The sequence below is a fragment of the Streptomyces sp. WI03-4A genome, from assembly GCF_033792105.1.
Taxonomy (GTDB): domain Bacteria; phylum Actinomycetota; class Actinomycetes; order Streptomycetales; family Streptomycetaceae; genus Streptomyces; species Streptomyces collinus_A.
The window spans coordinates 165260-179929 of record NZ_JARAUO010000001.1; the positions used below are offsets into that span (position 1 = coordinate 165260).

General features: G+C 73.4%; 13 protein-coding genes. 3 read left to right on the top strand and 10 right to left on the bottom strand.

The window, feature by feature from the left end; all coding sequences use genetic code 11:
- Positions 1-294: 294 nt before the first annotated feature.
- The 4 genes from PV343_RS00770 to PV343_RS00785 all read right to left on the bottom strand — a co-directional run bounded on the left by PV343_RS00770 (position 295) and on the right by PV343_RS00785 (position 4211).
- On the bottom strand, positions 295-1281 hold the full coding sequence (locus PV343_RS00770; protein ID WP_319144756.1) for a helix-turn-helix transcriptional regulator: 987 nt from the start codon (positions 1279-1281) through the stop codon (positions 295-297).
- 157 nt (positions 1282-1438) lie between these two features.
- On the bottom strand, positions 1439-2122 hold the full coding sequence (locus PV343_RS00775; protein WP_319144757.1) for an HAD family hydrolase: 684 nt from the start codon (positions 2120-2122) through the stop codon (positions 1439-1441).
- Positions 2119-3234 (bottom strand): oxidoreductase, encoded by a 1116-nt coding sequence (locus PV343_RS00780; protein WP_319144758.1) that lies wholly within the window; start codon positions 3232-3234, stop codon positions 2119-2121. Before PV343_RS00780 ends, PV343_RS00775 begins: the two co-directional genes overlap by 4 nt.
- A complete protein-coding gene (locus PV343_RS00785; protein WP_319144759.1) occupies positions 3228-4211 on the bottom strand; it encodes a ScbA/BarX family gamma-butyrolactone biosynthesis protein in 984 nt (327 codons plus the stop codon). Before PV343_RS00785 ends, PV343_RS00780 begins: the two co-directional genes overlap by 7 nt.
- Before the next feature lie 125 nt (positions 4212-4336).
- Between PV343_RS00785 and PV343_RS00790 the strand changes: the two genes are divergently transcribed.
- A complete protein-coding gene (locus tag PV343_RS00790; RefSeq protein ID WP_319144761.1) occupies positions 4337-5017 on the top strand; it encodes a ScbR family autoregulator-binding transcription factor in 681 nt (226 codons plus the stop codon).
- Positions 5018-5405: 388 nt separating this feature from the next.
- Complete coding sequence (locus PV343_RS00795; RefSeq protein WP_319144762.1) at positions 5406-6785, top strand: MFS transporter; 1380 nt, start codon at positions 5406-5408, stop codon at positions 6783-6785.
- 50 nt (positions 6786-6835) lie between these two features.
- Here PV343_RS00795 and PV343_RS00800 read toward each other — a convergent pair whose 3' ends face one another.
- The 4 genes from PV343_RS00800 to lnt form a co-directional block, all read right to left on the bottom strand.
- Positions 6836-8788, bottom strand: a complete 1953-nt coding sequence (locus PV343_RS00800; protein WP_319144763.1) for a helix-turn-helix domain-containing protein — start codon at positions 8786-8788, stop codon at positions 6836-6838.
- A 76-nt stretch (positions 8789-8864) separates the two neighbouring features.
- Entirely contained in the window at positions 8865-9683 is an 819-nt protein-coding gene (locus PV343_RS00805) for a 3-hydroxybutyrate dehydrogenase (RefSeq protein ID WP_319144764.1), read from the bottom strand.
- Between the two features lie 54 nt (positions 9684-9737).
- Positions 9738-10217 carry an NUDIX hydrolase gene (locus PV343_RS00810; RefSeq protein ID WP_319144765.1) on the bottom strand — a complete coding sequence of 160 codons (480 nt, stop codon included), beginning with the start codon at positions 10215-10217 and terminating at the stop codon, positions 9738-9740.
- Between the two features lie 68 nt (positions 10218-10285).
- Positions 10286-11896, bottom strand: coding sequence for an apolipoprotein N-acyltransferase (gene lnt, locus PV343_RS00815; protein WP_319144766.1), 1611 nt, complete (start codon positions 11894-11896; stop codon positions 10286-10288).
- Positions 11897-12221: 325 nt separating this feature from the next.
- Between lnt and PV343_RS00820 the strand changes: the two genes are divergently transcribed.
- A complete protein-coding gene (locus PV343_RS00820; RefSeq protein WP_319144767.1) occupies positions 12222-13187 on the top strand; it encodes an O-antigen polymerase in 966 nt (321 codons plus the stop codon).
- 40 nt (positions 13188-13227) lie between these two features.
- On the opposite strand, the gene PV343_RS00825 is transcribed toward PV343_RS00820, so the two are convergent.
- Together PV343_RS00825 and PV343_RS00830 are read right to left on the bottom strand one after the other, a co-directional pair.
- Entirely contained in the window at positions 13228-13773 is a 546-nt protein-coding gene (locus PV343_RS00825) for a hypothetical protein (protein ID WP_319144768.1), read from the bottom strand.
- Positions 13774-13867: 94 nt separating this feature from the next.
- A complete protein-coding gene (locus PV343_RS00830) occupies positions 13868-14662 on the bottom strand; it encodes a glutamate racemase (protein WP_319144769.1) in 795 nt (264 codons plus the stop codon).
- Positions 14663-14670 lie beyond the last annotated feature (8 nt).

Genomic DNA, 14670 nt, shown 5'->3' on the forward strand with positions numbered 1-14670 from the left:
CGTTCAGCCGAAACCCCATCGTGTGAGCGGCAGCGGTGGGCCGCCAGACAGCGGGCGTGGCACCCTGCGGCGTGGCCGGTAGCGGACAGGGCGCCCCGGGCAGGATGCGGAGCCGCGCGGCGGGGCGCGGTGCGGCGCAGGAGTGAGCGGCGCGGGCCGGGCGGAGGTCGCCTGATCGGTGCCGGTGAGTCGGCAACCGACGACACGCCGCCGGAGTCCCTCTCCGGGGGTGGGGGTGCCCCCTGGGGGAGCGTGCCACACTCCGCGTCTGCGCCGTGATCGACCGGACAGGTCCTAGTCGAGAAGTCCCGTCCTCGCGGCCGTGATCCCTGCCTGGAAGCGGCTCGCCACGCCGAGCTGGGCCATCAGGTCGGCCATCACGCGACGCAACGTCCTTACCGAGACGCCGAGTTCACGGGCGATGGATTCATCCTTGCGTCCGGTGGACATGAGCCGCAGCACACACAGCTGCTGGGAGGTGAGCCCGGATTCCTTACCGGCGCCGGTGTCCTCCAGAGGCACCGAGGAGGCCCAGCACATCTCGAAGACCTTGACCAGCAGGGCGGTGACGGCCTCGCCGCGCAGCACCATCATGGCGTTGCCGGCGTTGGTGTGGAGCGCGGGCACCAGGGCCTGCACCCGGTCGACCAGGATGAAGCGGAACGGCACGATGTTGGCGATCCGGACCTGGGCGCCCGCGGAGCTCAGTTCCTGCAGATGGTTCATCGAGTGCACGATGCGGGTCATCGGCCGCAGGTGGATGCTGCGCATGGTCACACCGCGTTCCAGGACCTGCAGGTCGCGCCGCAACCCCTCGGCGAGCACCTCCGACGGCCGGACGGGACCGGGGTGCATGCTCAGGATTTCCGAGGTCGCGATGTCGGCGGTGTCGCCGAGCACTCGCGCGATGCGGTCGGCACCGGTGATCACTTCGTCGCTGAGCGTGCCGCTGCGGGCGACGTGCAGCGGCAGGAACACGTCGCGCATGGCGTGGATCTGCTCGCGGGTGCGGCGGATCTGGTCGGTCAGGCGGGCGGTGGCCTCCTCCTCGGCGGTGAGCAGCCGCAGCAGCGCGGCCTCGGGGGCGGTGGCCTTGGCGGTCGGTTCGCCGTCGGACGATTCGACGAGCAGGCCCAGGCCGATCAGTTGGCGGCGGGCGTGCTCGATCTCGTCGACGGTGGTGTCGAGTTGCTCGCAGGCGCTGCGGACGGTCCAGTCGCTGCGGGCCGAGGCGTACTGGAAGAGTCTCAGGGCCTGCGGCCCGATGCTCGGTGCGCTCATGTCCGTCTGCTGCCTTCCTACAACGGGTGTACCGGGGCTGGGGATGCCGATGACGGGTCGTCGTCTCTGCTCTTGGTCAACAAAAAACCCTCCCGAAGGTATGTTTTACTCGCACGTCCCTCCCCGGGCGGCCCTCGGCCCCCGGGGAGGGAAAGACTCAGCTCACTTGCAGCAGCGCACTCCGCTCGAAGCGCGGACCCGTCCGGGTGCCGAGGAAGTGCCAGTCCTGAGCCATGCCCCGGGCAGCGAGGACCGGGTCGTCGCCGACCACCACGGGATGGCCCACCAGGGACAGCAACGGCAGATCGCTTTCATGGTCGCCGTAGGCCCAGCAGTCCCGCGCACGGACGCCGAACCGGCGGATGAGGGCAGCCGCGGCGTCCTGCTTGGCCGCTCCGATCATCGGTCGGCGGACCTCACCGGTCAGCACCCCGGCCGCGTCGGCGAGCTGCTCGGTGGCCAGCACATGGCGCACGCCGAGGTCCTCGGCGACCGGCCGGGCCAGAGCCACCCCCGAGCCGGTCACGAGGACGACCTCGTCACCCTCGCCCTGGTGGCGGCGCAGGGCATCCAGGGTCTCGGTCAGATAGGCGTGCGGACCGCTCCTGAACTGGGCGTACCACTGGCGGGCCGCCTCGTCGAACGACGAGCGGCGCGCTCCGGCGAAATGTGCGAAGTAGGCGCGGTTCAGCGTCTCCCGGTCGGCGCCGGAGGTGCGCGGGACGCCCGGCGTCCACCCCTCCCCCACGAGCCGCGCGGCATGCGCATGCCAGAACTCGCGCAGGGTCTTGCCCGCGAGCAGGGTCTCGTCCACGTCGAAGAAGGCGATGCGCCGGGTCATCGAACCTCCTCCCCCGCTCGCGCCGCCAGCAGAGCGTCGGCGTAACTGGTCGCCGCCGCAGTGAAGTTGAGGGTGCCGTGGGTGCGTGCCGCGGTGATGTCGCGCCAGCGGCGCTGGAGTGCGTCGTCCTCCTCCAGTGCGCGCAGCCCCGCCGTACGGAAGAGCTCGTCGACGGCCGTGCCGCACAGCTCCACGGCCACGGTGACGTCCCGCTGGTTCTCGGCGACGAGAACGGGAGTCACGGGCGCGTGGTCGGCGCGCTGCGCGACCCGCTCGAGGAGCAGTCGCGCGGCCTGGATGTGAGCCGACGCCCTGGCCAGAACCAGCGGCTGGACGGCGGTGCCGCCGTCGGGGCGCGCTCGCCGGGTCTGCGTCTCCCACCAGGTGCGCAGCGCTCCCTCGGCGGCGCCGAGCACGGGCGCCGCGAAGATGAGGGTGGCCACCAGGGAGAACGGCACGGTGTGGCAGCGGGCGGCGTGCGGTTGAACGCGCCCGAGGTCGCTCAGCGTGAAGGTGAGGTGGTCGGGGACCAGGACGTCGCCCTCCACGGTGTTGCTGCCGGTGCCGCGCAGTCCCACAGGGCGCCAGGTGTGCAGCACCTTCATCTCCGAGCGCCGCACGGCGAAGATCCGGTGCTCTCGCGTCTCGCCCGCAGGGGCGTCGTGCTGCGCGGTCCAGGAGGCGAGCAGGACCCATTCTGCCTGGTCGACACCGCTGGCCGTGGCCCACCTGCCGGTCAGCCGCCAGCCGCCGTCCACCCGGACGGCGCTGCCTTGCGGCGGCACGACGGACGCGGCAACGCGCACGTCGGGCCCCTCGCCCCAGATCTCGCGCTGTCCGGCCTCGGGGAGATAGCCGGCGAGCCTGCCGTGTGCCGCGTACAGCGCGGCGCACCAGGCGGTGGACGCGCAGGTCTCGGCCAACTCGGAGACGGCGTCCAGGAGTGCGGTGAAGGTGCCGGCGCCGCCGTTCCAGCGCTCGGGCACGAAGTGCCGGGCGAATCCGTTCTCCACCAGGGAGTCCGCCAGCCGGTCGGTGAGTCGGCACGTCTCGTCCAGGACGATGCGGTCCTCGCGGGCGGTGACCAGCGTCTTGTCCAGGTCACTCAGCACGCGGCAGCACCGACTCCGGCAAGGAGGCCGTCGAGCGGGGAGGCGGCGGAGCGGGCGGCCAGCGCGGTGGCCAGGGTGCGCGTGCCCTGGCGGGCCGCGAGCAGGTATGCACCGGCGCCCTCGGGGGCCGCGGTGATGGTGACGGGCTGCCCGAGTTCGCCGAACGAGAGGAACGACGCCTGCAGGGAGTCGATGGCCCAGGCGCCCGGGGTGTCCTCGGCGGCGCGGACGAGGACGGCCTGCCGGAACCCCTCGACGATCACCATGCCCGGGATGTGGTCACTGGCATGGTCGAAGAGTGCGGGGTGCCCCGTGTCCGGTCTGAGCTGCCATCCGGCCGACGCGTCACCCAGGCTCGCGAGCAGCACGGCGTCGTCGTGGTCGCGGCCGACGGCGGCCGGCGAAAGGGTACGCGCCTCGACGGTGAGGTCGGTGACGTCGAATGGGGCCGCCGCGGCGGCGCTGCGGCTGCGCACGAGGGCGTACTGCGCAGGCGGGAGCGCGTCCCAGCGCATGCTCGCCCGGCCCACCGTGCGACCGTCGATCAGGAGGTCTGCCTCGGACGTCAGACGGAAGCGTCGCGGGCTGCCGGGTACGCGGCGCACGGTGACGTGGAAGGAGACGTCGGCCCCGTCGCCGCTGTCGCGCAGCGGCGCGTCGAGGTGGAAGTCGAAGCCGTGCAGGACGAACATGTGGTCCGCCGGGACACCGTGGAAGCGGTGCGAGAGGCAGATCCCCGCCTGCCGCATCGTCTCGACGACGACCAGGGAGTCCCGGGTCCCGTCGGCGGCGCGGTGGTGCAGGAGATGGTCGTGCGGCCAGCGCACAAGGACCGCGAAGCGATCCCCGCCCAGCGGACGAACGGCCGATAACAGGACTTCCCGGTCCGCGGCCTTGTGTACCAGAGCGCGCGGAACATGCGCATCGGCACAGTGCCCGGCGGTCGTGCCGCCGGGCGCTATGACGGTGTCATCCATGATTGCCCCCCTACAAAAGTGGCTGTACCGCAAAACAGTGACCTTGCGTGGTGGTTGGTCACCGGCTGCTGGGGAAAAATATACCTGCGAGAAGGTATATTGCAACGGGGGGCTGGAGACGAGCCGTGAGCGGAGACATCATGGAACTGAAGAAGAGCCGGGCCACCTTCCCGGTACCCGAGCGCAGCGCGGGGAGCATCGCCCTTCATGGCCGCAGCCCGGAGTTGCAGCAGGAACGGGCCGCGCACACCCGCAAGCAGATCCTGGACGCTGCCGCGCAGCTCTTCGACGAGCGCGGGTACGGCAAGACGTCCGTCAAGGACGTCGCCGACCACGTGGGGATGACCAAGGGGGCGGTCTACTTCCACTACCCCACCAAGGAAGCGCTCACGATCGCGGTCGTCGAGGCGCACTACCACCGCTGGCCCGTGCTCCTCGAAGCCGCCCAGGCCAAGGGGCTCGGCCCGTTGGACACCGTGAGGGAACTGCTCGACCAGACCGCGGAGGCCTTCCGGGACGACGTGGTCGTACAGGGCGGGGCGCGGCTGCAGATGGAGCAGCCCCTGCCGGAGGGCCTGTTGCCGCAGCCGTACGTCGGCTGGATCAGCCTGCTGACGGAGCTGCTGGTGGAGGCGGCGGAGGCCGGGGAGCTGCGCGAGGGGGTCTCGCCCTCCGCTGCGGCCTACACGCTGGTCTCCGCGTTCTTCGGCACCCAGCACATCTCCGCGCGGCTGAGCCGTCGCGCTGACCTCGTGCAGCGCTGGTCCGACGCCCGGGACCTGATTTTCTCAGCCTTGCAGCCGTAGGACCGCACTGAACGGTGCGACCCCGAGCCGCCCCGGGGATGCCACGGCTGCTCCCCCGGGGCCCATGGGGGTGCGCCGACTCGGGATCATCGCGGTCGAGGACGCGCGCCCTGCGAACCATCAGCCGGTCAGGCGGCATGGTACGTGTCCACCGAACCGGCACGGGAGTCAGCACCGCACCGTCGCATCACCCTGAACTGCGCGTCCCGGACGGCACTCGTTTCGACACCATCGATCCCCTGAACCGCCTTTCCACGAGCCGGCATGGTGGCCGCACGCATAGCGAACCCCCGAACTATGTTGCCCCGCCACATGTGCGGCTGACCTGCGGATTCCTACGGTGTGGCGACACGCAAACGTCCCCGTCACACCCCAGGAAGTGGTGCCGATGTCGTCGCCCGCAGCCGCTCCACCAGCCCCCACCAGCCTCAAGCGCATCGTCGCCGCGTCCCTCATCGGCACCACCATCGAGTGGTACGACTTCTTCCTGTACGGCTCCGCCGCCGCGCTGGTCTTCAACAAGCTGTTCTTCCCCGACTCCGATCCGCTCGTCGGGACGCTGCTGTCGTTCCTGACCTACGCCGTCGGCTTCGCGGCCCGCCCGCTGGGGGCGCTCGTGTTCGGGCACTACGGTGACCGGCTGGGGCGCAAGAGACTGCTGGTGCTCAGCCTGGTGATGATGGGCGGAGCGACCTTCGCCATCGGGCTGCTGCCCACCCACGCGTCGGTGGGAACGGCGGCGCCGGTCCTGCTGACCGTGCTGCGCCTCGTCCAGGGCTTCGCGCTCGGCGGCGAATGGGGCGGCGCCGTGCTGCTGGTCTCCGAGCACGGGGACGCGCGGCGGCGCGGGTTCTGGGCGTCGTGGCCCCAGACCGGCGCCCCGGCCGGGCAGTTGCTCGCGACCGGTGTGCTGTCGCTGCTCACCGCCGTCCTCTCGGACGACGCCTTCGGCACGTGGGGCTGGCGCATCCCCTTCCTGCTCTCCGGTCTGCTGGTGATAGTCGGTCTGTGGATTCGTCTCTCTGTCGACGAATCGCCTGTGTTCAAGGAGGCGCTCGAGCGCTCGGAGTCCCGGCGCAAGCAGGGCGAGGCGGAGAAGCTGCCGCTCGTGTCGGTGCTCCGGCACCACTGGCGGGACGTGCTCGTCGCCATGGGCGCCCGCATGGCGGAGAACATCAGCTACTACGTCATCACCGCCTTCATCCTCGTCTACGCCACCACCTCCGCCGGCGTCTCCAAGCAGACCGCGCTCAACGCCGTCCTCATCGGCTCCGCCGTGCACTTCGCCGTGATCCCCGCCTGGGGCGCGCTCTCCGACCGGGTCGGGCGGCGGCCGGTGTACCTGCTCGGCGCGGCCGGGATCGGCCTGTGGATGTTCCCGTTCTTCGCGCTCGTCGACAGGGGGAGCTTCGGGTACCTGCTGCTCGCCGTGACCGTCGGGCTCATCCTGCACGGGGCCATGTACGCCCCCCAGGCGGCCTTCTTCGCCGAGATGTTCGCGACCCGGATGCGCTACTCCGGCGCCTCCATCGGTGCCCAGTTCGCCTCGGTCGCGGCCGGTGCGCCCGCCCCGCTCATCGCGACCGCGCTGCTCGCCGACTACGACAGCTCCACGCCGATCGCCCTGTACGTGATCGCGGCCGCCGTGCTGACGCTCGTCGCCGTGGGCGTGGCCCGGGAGACCCGGCACCGGGACCTCGCCGAGGTGACCGCCGAGGACGGCGAGCAGGCCGGGACGAGCCCGGCGGCCGAGGCCCGGACCGTCTGACCGGCCCGCACGACGGCTCCCTGACCGGCCGGCCCCCACGCGGGGGCCGGTCAGTGCCGTTCCGGTGCCGCCAGCCGGTGCAGGCGCAGGGCCAGTTGTATCTCCAGGGCGCGGGACGGGCTCTGCCAGTCCTCGCCCAGGAGGCGGCCCACGCGTTCCAGCCGCTGGGCGACCGTGTTCACGTGCACGTGGAGCGCGTCCTTGGTGCGGGCCGGGCTCATCCCGCAGGCGAAGTAGGCCTCCAGGGTGCGCAGCAGCTCCGTCCCCCGGCGCTCGTCGTACGTCACCACCGGCCCGACGGTGCGGCCGACGAAGGCGCCGATGTCCCGCTCACCGGCGAGGAGCAGGCCGAGGAAGCCGAAGTCCTCGGCGGCCGCGCCGTCACCGGCACGGCCGAGCAGGTGCAGGGCGTCCAGGCAGCGGCGGCCCTCGGCGTAGGCGGCGGTCACCGTGTCGGGATGGGTGGCGAGGCCGGTGACGGGGGCGGAGGCGCCGACGGTGACGGGCTGCTGGACGGCCGTGCCGAGGTCGCGCGCGGTGCGGCGGGCCAGGTCCGTGGCGGTGTCCGAGGCGGCGAGCGGGAGCAGCAGGACCGTGCCGCCGTCCCGGGCGGCGGCCAGGCCCTGCCGGGTGGCGGCCAGGTGGGACGCGGCGGACCACAGCCGGCGGCGGGCCGCGGCCTCCTCGTCGGCGTCGGACGCCGGGCCGTCGATCCGGGCGGCCAGGACGACATGGGTGGCGTCCAGGTCGGCGCGCAGGCGGGCCGCGCGCTCGCGCAGCAGGCGGGGGTCGCGGTCGCGGGCGTCCAGGAGGTCGTCCAGCAGCTCGCCCCGCACGCGTCGTTCGGCCTCGGCGGCGGAGCGGCGGGCCAGCAGGAGCAGCGAGGTGACCATGGCGGCGCGTTCCAGCGTGCGCTGGTCCACCGGGTCCAGGTCGCGGTGGCCACGCAGGACCAGCGCGCCGAGCAGTTCACCGCCCGCGGCCACCGCGGCGATCCAGTCGCTGCCGTGCCGTACGGCGTGCCCCTCGGCACGGGACGCCTCCAGCGCCGCGGCCGGTGCCGTGCCGGCCTCGGTGAACTCCACCGTGCCGGCGAGGACTTCGGAGACGGCCGCGGCCACGTCGTGCACCCCGCCGCCGCGCAGCACGAGTTCGGCGAGCCGGTCGTGCACGTCGGAGGCGCGCTCGATGACGGCACTGCGGTCGCGGATGATCTCGTTGGCCCGTTCCAGACCGGCGAGCGCCGCACGGGTCTCGGTGAGCAGGTTGGCGGTGTCGATGGCGGCCGCGGCGAGCGCGGCGAACGAGCCGAGCAGGGCGATCTGCCCGCGTTCGAAGTGGCGGGCCCGCCGGTCCGAGGCGAACAGGACACCGATGACGTGCGGGCCGAGCATCAGCGGCACGCCGAGGATGGCGACCAGGCCCTCGTCCCGCACCCCGGCGTCGATGGTGTGGGTGTGCTGGAAGCGGGCGTCCTTGAAGTAGTCGTCGGTGACGTACGGCCGCGTGGTCTGGGCGACCAGTCCGCCGAGCCCCTCCCCCATGCCGAGGCGCAGTTGCTGGAAGTGGGCCGAGACGGACCCCTCGGTCACCCGCATGTAGGTGTCGCCGCGCGCCGGGTCGTTCAGGGTGAGGTAGGCGACGTCCGTGCCCAGCAGTGAGCGGGCCCGCTGCACGATCGCCTGGAGGACGGCGTCCAGGTCCCGCAGTCCGGCCAGGTCGTGCGCTGTCTCGAAGAGCGCCGACAGCTCCGCCTCGCGCCGCCGGCGCCCCTCCAGCTCGGAGCGCACCCGCAACGCGAGCAGCTTGGCCCGCTCCAGCGCGGCGATCCGGTCGGCCGGCCCGCCCTCCGCACGGGCGAGCAGCACCGGCTGCTCGTACGCCTCCACGGGGGCGTCGCGGGCGAGCAGTGCGAGGAACGGGGCCTCCGGGCCGCCGTCGGGCAGGCCGGCGGCGCCCCCGGTGCGGGGGCGCTCGGCCGGCTGGACGTGATCGCGGGACATGGTCACAGGATTCCGTATCGGCCGCCCGGCACGTCAGGCCTGTGGAAAACTCCCGGGCCGGGCGCCGCGGGCCGGCTCAGTGGGCCGTCCAGCCGCCGTCGAGCACCAGCGAGGTGCCGGTGACGAAGGAAGCCTGCGGGCCGCACAGGTAGGCCACGGCGTCGGCGACTTCCTCGGGCTCGATGAGCCGCTGGACGGCGCTGTCCTTGAGCAGGATCTCGGTCAGGACGCGTTCCTCCGGGATGCCGTGCGCCTGGGCCTGGTCGGCGATCTGCTTCTCCACCAGTGGGGTGCGCACGTAAGCGGGGTTCACACAGTTCGAGGTCACGCCGTGGGGGGCGCCCTCCAGGGCGGCCGTCTTGCTGAGCCCTTCGAGGCCGTGCTTGGCGGCGACGTAGGCGGCCTTGAAGGCCGAGGCGCGCAGTCCGTGGACGGAGGACACGTTCACGATCCGGCCCCAGCCCTGCGCGTACATGTGCGGGAGGGCGCCGCGGATGAGCCGGAACGGGGCCTCCAGCATGACGGTCAGCACGGTGTGGAAGACGTCCGGCGGGAACTCCTCCAGCGGGCGGACCAGCTGCAGGCCGGCGTTGTTGACCAGCACGTCGGTGCCGGCGGCGGCGCGTTCGGCCGCGTCGAGGTCGGTGAGGTCCAGGACGTGGGGCTCGACCGTGCCCGAGAGGTCACCGGCCCGCTCGGCGAGCGCCGTCAGCTCGGCCAGGCCCGCGGCGTCCCGGTCGACGGCTCTCACCCGGGCCCCGGCGGCGGCGAGCCGCAGCGCGCAGGCGCGGCCGATGCCGCTGGCGGCGCCGGTGACGAGGGCGGTACGGCCGCCGAGGTCGAGGGGGTCGGAGGCGGCGGGGTGGGACCCGGGCAGCGGGCTGGACGCGGTCATGGCTCGACCCTAAGTCGGACCCACCCCTCACCACATGTGGTGACCACCCATACTTCAGCCAAGACTCATAGGGTCGAACCATGTGGGTGCCTCGGACATGGCCTGCTTGATCCGGAACAGCCCGAACTCGTTCAGGTCGGGCAGCGCGTCGACCGCGAACCAGCCCACCTCCAGCGACTCGTCGTCGTTGACGCGGGCCTCGCCGCCGGTGGCCCGGCAGCGGAAGGTGATGTCCATGTACTGGCAGACGTCCCCGTTCTCGTAGGTCACCGGGGTCAGGGCCTGGACGAGGACGACGCGCTCGGGGACGCAGTGCACGGCCGCCTCCTCGAAGACCTCCCGCACCGCGCAGGCCGCGGGCTGCTCGCCCGGCTCCGGGATCCCGCCGAGCACCGACCACTTACGCGTGTCGGAGCGCCGGTTCAGAAGCACTCTGCCCTCGTCGTCGAAGACGATCGCGGTGACCCCGGGGAGCCAGAGCAGTTGATGGCCGGCGGAAGCCCGGAGCGTGCGGATGAATTCGGGAGTAGCCATGGGCCGACCCTAACGGGTGGGCCCGTGGCCACCCGCTTCCTCACCGGCGGCGTACGGCGGCCGCACGGTTATGCGCCGGTGGCGCGCCGCCCGCGCAGTCCGGAGCCGATCGCCCAGCCCAGACCGCCCGCCGCGACCAGCACCACGGCGATCTCGGGCAGGATGCCCAGCTCGGTGGCGGGCGTCTCGGAGGTGCGCAGCGGCACCTTCTGGACGAGGTAGGCGGGCACGAACATGCCCGTCTTCTGGGTGATCCGCCCGTCGGGCATGATGAAGGCGCTGACGCCGCTGGTGACCGGCACCGTCACGGTCCGGCTGTGCTCGACGGCGCGGATGCGGGACATGGCGAGCTGCTGGTAGGTCATCTCGCTGCGGTCGAAGGTGGCGTTGTTGCTGGGTACGGAGATCATCTCGGCGCCGTGGGTGACGGTGTCCCGCACAGCCCAGTCGAAGGCGGCCTCGTAGCAGGTGGCGAGGCCGACCTTGGCGCCGCGGATGTCGAACACGCCCGGCTCGCTGCCGCGGCTGAAGTCCTGGCGGACCATGCTGGTCCAGTTCTTGTTGATGGCGCCGACCATCCCGCGCAGCGGAAGGTACTCACCGAACGGCTGCACCTGGCGCTTGTCGTAGGTCTGGGTCGGTCCCTTGACCGGGTCCCACAGGATCTGCTCGTTGAGCAGCCTGCCGTCCTTCTCGACGACGCCGCCGACCGAGATGGGCACCCCGACGGCCCGGGCGGCACCGCTGATGACGGCGGCGGCGTCGGGGTTGGTGAACGGGTCGATGTCGGAGGAGTTCTCCGGCCACAGCACGTAGTCGGGGCGGGCCACCTTGCCCGCCTTGATGTCGGCGGCCAGCTTGAGGGTCTCGCGGACGTGGTGGTCGAGGACGGCGCGGCGCTGCGCGCTGAACTCGAGCCCGGCGCGGGGCACGTTGCCCTGGATGAGCGCGACGGTCGCGGAGCCGGCCTCCGCCTCGTCGCTCACCAGCGGGCGGGCGGCGACCGCTCCCACCACCGGGACGGCCACGCTCAGCAGGGCGGCGGCCGCGGCCCCGCGCCGCAGCACCCGGGTGCGGCGCCGCTCGGCGACCAGCCGCCCCGCCTCGTACAGACCGAACCCGCACAGCACGACGGCGAAGCCGAGCACCGGGGTGCCGCCCACCGCGGCGAGCGGCAGGAACACGCCGTCCGCCTGGCCGAAGGCGATCTTGCCCCAGGGGAAGCCGCGGAACGGCACGCGCGCGCGTGCCGCCTCTCCGGCGATCCAGACCGCGGCCGCCCACACCGGCCAGGCCGGCAGCTTGGAGACCGCCGCGACGCCCACGGCGACCAGAGCCACGAAGATCGCCTCGATGGCGACCAGGGCGAGCCAGGGGCCGGGTCCGACCTCTACTCCGGTCCACACCAGCAGGGGCAGCAGGAAGCCGAGCCCGAACAGGTAGCCGAGGCCCAGTGCCGCCTTCCAGGTGCGGTCGCGCAGCACCCAGGCGAAGCCCGCGAAGGCGGGCAGGGCCAGCCACCACAGGGTGCGCGGCGGGAAGCTGATGTAGAGGAGCACTCCGCAGAGCACGGAGGCGAGGGCCGGGACCAGACGCAGCAGCCGCCGGCCGCGCGCGGAGGGCGCGGAGGACGGCTGGAGCTGGTCGGACTGGTCCACGGAGGTTGCGGTGACGGTCACCCGGGGAGTGTACGGCGGTCGACGCCGCCGCCGACAGCACGGACCGTCCGGCCCCCGCCCGCGGCCGCGGTGTGCCGGGAGCGCGACGTTTCTGCGCAACTCGTGCCCAAATCGGTCATCAGCCGTTACGGTGTGCCCAGCCTCAGCGGTGCGGCCGTCCACCGGTGCGCGCGGCCGGGGTCTGCCACAGGTCGGGGGACCGGGGTGCGAGGGGCGACGGGTGGGGTCGACGGGGACGAGATCCGCGGCCGGTGCGGACGGCACGGACGGAACGTGCGGCACGGACGGCGGCAGAGGCGGGCGAAACGTTTCTGACGGGGCGGGGATGATCCTGCTCGGGGCGTGCGCGGCATGGGCGCTGGTCACGGCGGCGGCCCACGACGGCCGTCCCGAGGGAGTGCTGCTCGCGGTGCTCGCCGTGGCCGCGGGTCATGCCGCGGGCCGGATCTCCGGGGCCCTGCTGCCGCTGGCCGCGCCCTGTGCCGGTGCCGCGGCCGGACTCGTCCTGGCGCTGCTGATGCCCGACCTCTCCCCCGGCCCCCGGTACGCGGCCCCGCTCGGGCACGACGGTGCCGTGGCCGCCCTGCTCGCGCTGGCCACCGGCGCGGCCTGCTGCGCCGCCTGGATCGCCCGCCGGACCGCGACCCGTCTCGGGCTGCGGCTGTCGGCGGTCGTGATCGCGCTGACCGGGGCCGCCCTGGGCTCGGCGGCCGGGTGTGCGGCGAGCGCGGCGGTCCTGCTCTGCTCCCTCGCGGCGGGCCCGATGCGGCGCCGGGGCCTCGCCCTCGCCGGTCTCGCGGTCGTGGCGGCCCTGGCGGCGGGCACGGTCTGGGCGGCCGCCGCCGGAGCGCTGCCGGGCGGGCTCGCCGAGGCACTGGGCGGCCGGCTGGCGCCGCACCGGGTGCAGTTGTGGCGCGACGCCCTGCGGATGGCGGGCCGGCACAGCGGGCTCGGGGTCGGACCCGGCCGCTTCGGCGTCCCGGACGGTACGCCGCCACGGGGACTGACGGCCGACGGCAGGCCGCACTCCGCCCCGCTCCAGCAGGCGGCCGAGCAGGGACTGGCCGGGCTGCTCCTGCTGGCCGCCGCGTTCGGCTGGGCCCTGCACGCCCTGTGGCGGACCCCACGCCCCACCCCGGTCGCCCTGACGACGGCCGCCGCTCTGACCGCCCTGGCCGCGATCGCCTCGGTCGGCGACGCCCTGAGCTTCACCACGGTGACGGCGGGCGCGGGCTTCCTGACCGGCTGGGCGACGGCCCGGCCGCTGAGCGGCGACGGCACCCGTCCATAGAGAGAGGTGTCGGGTCGGCCGTGGCTCGGAACCGGGTGGTTCAGTGGGCCGTGCCGGGTGTGATCGCTCGCAGCCGGTCGCGGATCACCCGGACCGCCGACTCGGCGTTGTCCACGGTGATCGTGAAGGTGTGGCCGTCCCACAGGCTCAGCACGACGCCCTCGCCGCGCCGCACGACGACCGCGGTGCCCTTCTCGGGGCGCCAGCGGTAGCCCCAGCCGCCCCACTGCCGGGGGGTGACCACCGGGGTGAAGTCGGCGCCGGCGACCTCGGTGAGCGGGATGCGGCGGCGCGGCACGCCGATGTGGCCGCAGCGGACCTCGACGCACTCCCTGTCGAGCTTGAGGTCGACGTGCACGAAGGCGAGGGTGCCGAAGAGGACCAGCAGACCGGCCGCGATGCAGCCCACGACGGACATGGCCAATGCGGCGCTGCCCGAGGTCCAGGCCGACTCGACGGCCAGTTCGATACCGAGCGCCAGGCAGGCCGCGCCGACGAGCGCGAGCAGCCATTGGACCCGGTTGGTGGCGCGTCCGGTCCAAACGTCGGGGTGCGAGGCGTCCTCGGCGTGGCGGTGCTCCCTCATGTTTATGAGGTTACTCAGGTTTCGCTGCGCCGGTACCCGCTCGCGCAGAGTGACTCCTCCGGGCGGCCCAGTGGGAAGCCGGCCCAGCCCCGGGTCAGCGACGGTCGGCGAGTGGACCGGCGGCGGGCAGCAGCCGGCCCTCGGCGTAGTGCAGCGCGGCGGCGGGCAGCGCGCCCTCGCGCCCGCTGAGCAGGACGGTCAGCGCGCCCTCGGCCGGGGCGTCGGGCGCGGGCAGCTCCCCGAGGCGGCGCAGCGCCTGGGCGGCGACGGCTCCGGCGGAGCCGTGCAGGACGAGCGGGGCGGCACCGGGCTGCTGGACGGCGGCGCGGATACGTTCCGCCACCAGCTCGTAGTGGGTGCAGCCCAGGACGACGGTCGTCACGTCCCGCGGGGTCAGCGCGGCCGCAGCGGCGACGGCGGCGTCGATGGCCGCCTCGTCCGCGTGCTCGACCGCCTCGGCCAGCCCCCAGCAGGGCACCTCGGTGACGTGGACGCCGCCGGCGAAGTCCGCGATGAGGCCGCGCTGGTAGGGGCTGCCGGTGGTGGCCGGTGTCGCCCAGATGGCGACGGGGCCGCCGCCCGCCGCGGCCGGCTTGATCGCCGGGACGGTGCCGATCACCGGGATGCCGGGTTCCAGGCGGGCACGCAGGGCGGGCAGGGCGTGCACGGTGGCGGTGTTGCAGCCGATGATCAGGGCGTCGGGCCGGCGGGCCGCGGCCGCCTCGGCGACGGCCAGCGCGCGCCCGGTGAGGTCCTCGCTGGTCCGCGGCCCCCAGGGCATCCCGTCGGGGTCCAGGGAGAGGACGAGATCGGCGTCGGGGCGCAGGCGCCGTACCGCTGCGGTGGCCGCCAGCAGACCGATTCCGGAGTCCATGAGCGCGATCTTCACCCGGCCAC

Coding starts and splice junctions, on each gene's coding strand:
- PV343_RS00795 (WP_319144762.1), top strand. CDS start 5,406: ATGTCGTCGCCCGCAGCCGCTCCACCAGCCCCCACCAGCCTCAAGCGC.
- PV343_RS00810 (WP_319144765.1), bottom strand. CDS start 10,217: ATGGCTACTCCCGAATTCATCCGCACGCTCCGGGCTTCCGCCGGCCAT.
- PV343_RS00825 (WP_319144768.1), bottom strand. CDS start 13,773: ATGAGGGAGCACCGCCACGCCGAGGACGCCTCGCACCCCGACGTTTGG.
- PV343_RS00775 (WP_319144757.1), bottom strand. CDS start 2,122: ATGACCCGGCGCATCGCCTTCTTCGACGTGGACGAGACCCTGCTCGCG.
- PV343_RS00770 (WP_319144756.1), bottom strand. CDS start 1,281: ATGAGCGCACCGAGCATCGGGCCGCAGGCCCTGAGACTCTTCCAGTAC.
- PV343_RS00785 (WP_319144759.1), bottom strand. CDS start 4,211: ATGGATGACACCGTCATAGCGCCCGGCGGCACGACCGCCGGGCACTGT.
- PV343_RS00800 (WP_319144763.1), bottom strand. CDS start 8,788: ATGTCCCGCGATCACGTCCAGCCGGCCGAGCGCCCCCGCACCGGGGGC.
- PV343_RS00805 (WP_319144764.1), bottom strand. CDS start 9,683: ATGACCGCGTCCAGCCCGCTGCCCGGGTCCCACCCCGCCGCCTCCGAC.
- PV343_RS00820 (WP_319144767.1), top strand. CDS start 12,222: ATGATCCTGCTCGGGGCGTGCGCGGCATGGGCGCTGGTCACGGCGGCG.